Here is a 3,051-nt window from a genome sequence, read left to right as displayed (position 1 = left end):
ACAAATAACACTTTTCTCAGAGGCGGTTCGGAAATAACTTTGTTTTTAACTAACAGTGCTGAAACTCGGCGTAACTTATGGGAAAGCTGTGCCGAGATAGTTTGATAAAAACGAGCTGCAAAACCTTCATCTTGCTGAATTTTATTTTCCAATTGCTGAAAAGACAAAATCAGCAAATTAGCCTTTTCTGTTGCCTTAATCGTTGTTAAAGCTCGCTGATTATCTACAAAAGATATTTCCCCTACTATTTCACCACTTGCTATCGTGGCAATTTCCCGCTCGCTCCTATTATTTTCCTGTTCTGAAGAAGAGACAAAAACTGTTAATGTACCTGCCAATAAAATGTACAGTTCGTCGATCGGCTGTGTTTGGCGAATCAGGATTTCGCCCTTAGCTATGCTTTTTGTAATGCCCGTTGCATTGATCCAATCGAGATCGCGATCGCTCAATACACCTAACTTAGAAAGTGATAGTTTCATATGCGGTCAACCAACTTTATATTTGAGGTTTAAGATTGTAGATTGACCCCCTGAACGGTTACCTATTACAACCAATTTCCCACCAAAATAAAAGCTGCCCAATAATAAGGGTGAGAAAAATTTTTATTCTGTAAAATAGCTTGTTGGGCATGACGCAAAGCTGACGCTTTTGTCATATCTTTACGTGACTTTCCTTGATAAACTGCTAACTCTTCATAAAATTTAATCATTAGCAAAGCTGTCGCGTCATCGTTAACGCTCCATAAAGATGCTACCGTACTGCGTGCCCCCGCTCGCATGGCCATCCCCGTCAAACCCAAAACCGCTCGCTTATCTCCTGTTGCGGTTTGACAAGCACTAAGGACGAGTAATTCGATCGGGTTATTTACTCTTGTATCCGCACGTAAAAGACTATCTAGTTCTTTAGCGTTAATGCGGTTATCCCATGTGAGAATAAATGTGTCATTCGCTTCAGAACTGAATTGTCCGTGTGTTGCTAAGTGAACGATTGGAAACGAAGAAATTTTGACTTTTGTTTTAAAATTCGATGTAGTAAAAGACTGATTCAGGAGTTTTTCTGTATCAACTTCACGGGCAATTTTTTCTAATTCAACATTCACACCTGGAAGTGGTGAAAATCCCTGACGAGCTTCACTTAATCCGGCTGTGAGAACTTCCAATTTACCCTTTGCTAAAGGTTGAGAATCTACCAATTTTAGACTGGGGGCGATGGCAACGCTGTATCGATCGACCAAATAATTTTTCCCATCATAAAGGGCGCTCATAGGAATATTTCTGAGGACACCATCCAAGACAAATACGAGAGTTTGAACGCCACTGTTTGCCAATTCTGTTTCCATTGGAGCGAGCAACCAGTTGTATACTTTTTGGGAGGGAGCCAAAAAGTTTTTTACCGAAAGTTGTAACCTGGGAACGGTTAGAGCATCTCGCGCTTGCTTAATTGTCTCTTCGATTTCTTCTTGAGATACCATAGCAGTATAGCGACGCAGAGTTTGCCCAGGCAATGCTAAAATCACTTCCAGTCTATCCCGCAAAATAATTGTCGATAAAACAGCCGCTTTTGGATCGATTTTGTCGATTTCAACAGGGTGAATTTTTAAACAAGCATCCTTAAAAAAATTATCCAGTTCTGCTAACTGAAGAGAATCGATCAAATCCCGCGCTTTTTTAAGATCTGATTCCGCCACTTTTTCTCCCAGTGGTAAAAGTAAATCTACTAATTCCCGGTATACTGGTTCTATGCTTTCTTGAAAAGAAAACTGCGCTTCTGAGCTAATTGCCGCTAAATCGCTGCGGATAGCCTGGAGGGTATTAACTGCTTCGCTATAAGCTGCGATCGCTCCTACTCTATTACCTTGTTGTTTCAAAATTCTTCCCTGTTGCCATTGCCATCGATAGGCAATATCATAAGCCTTCATACCTTGCGCCAAAAGTAACGCTTTTTCCGTTAATTCTTTGGCATAACCCCACTGTTTGTTTTGCTCGTACAATCTACCAAAATTTCCCAATGCGTAAGCTAAGGAGCGTTTATCATTTAAATTCTCAGCTTGTTCGACTGCGGTAGCTAACAATTCAGCTATCTCAGATTTATTGAGCGGATAAACGTCTCCTTGCTGACCCATCTTCATCAGACTATTAGCCAAATTAATCCGAGCATTAATTGCTATTTGGCTGAGAGGTAACTGACTTAAATTTGACTGTATTTGAGGTACTAATTTTATCGCATCTTGCCATTTTTTTTCTTCTATTAACAAACTCAGAATATTCACTTGTACCCGCGTCTGAAAGTATGGGGAAGAAGATGTTTGGAGGGCGTTGCGATAGTAATCTAGGGCTGGTTGCGATCTTTTTTGCAATCTAGCTGTATTCCCCAATCCCGATAAACTTGAAGCTATAAGCTCAGGATCTGACAACTTTTGCGAAATTGCTAAGCTTTCTTGTAAAACTTTCTGGGATCTATTTAATTCACCTACTACCCGGAGAGCGATTCCCAAACTTTGCATTCCTTTAACTTTGATTGGTGTATCCGGTTGTGTTTTTAAGTTGGCATTTATTTGGTCTAAAGTTTCGATCGCCTGACGGTATAGCCCCAAGCGTTGCAAAGCTTGAGCTTGGTTAATCTGGCTTTTTGTTATTCCTGTCAAATCTCCTACTTGTTTGTAAATCTCAGCAGCTTGTTTCCAAGTATCCAAAGCTTCTTCCGGCTGACCGACAGACAATTGTAAAAGTCCTTTTACCTCGAAAGCTTGGGCTAATATCCGTTTTTTTTCTGCGCTATCGGATTGCGTTTGCAAGCGGTTCAGGCTGTTGGTAATTGCTTCATTTGCCTTTGCGAAATCGCCAGTTTGCCGATAAACTAAAGCCAGATTTCGCCAAACCCGCGCTTGACCTAATTCATCGCTTTGGGATGCGTAATTGGCGGCTAGCTGCTGCAAGAGATCGATCGCCTCTTGAAACTGTCCCGTTTCATAAAGTTCCTGAGCTTGTTCTTCCAAACGATTTGCTGTGATTTCGCTTGTTACTTGCGATGATGCAGATACTTGAGAAATAA

Annotated in this window: 2 protein-coding genes; both read right to left on the bottom strand. The window is 40.9% G+C overall.

Annotation, left to right across the window (positions count from 1 at the left end; genetic code table 11):
- A partial coding sequence (locus tag H6S82_RS26585; protein WP_191056985.1) for a cyclic nucleotide-binding domain-containing protein occupies positions 1-479 on the bottom strand: 479 nt, incomplete at its 3' end.
- A gap of 65 nt (positions 480-544) precedes the next feature.
- Positions 545-3,051 (bottom strand): CHAT domain-containing protein (locus H6S82_RS26580; RefSeq protein WP_347339547.1); only part of this gene is annotated, 2,507 nt, incomplete at its 5' end.

Source organism: Planktothrix sp. FACHB-1355 (assembly GCF_014748295.1).
Lineage (GTDB): Bacteria > Cyanobacteriota > Cyanobacteriia > Cyanobacteriales > Aerosakkonemataceae > Aerosakkonema > Aerosakkonema funiforme_A.
This window is presented reverse-complemented; position numbering and strand designations above follow the sequence as displayed.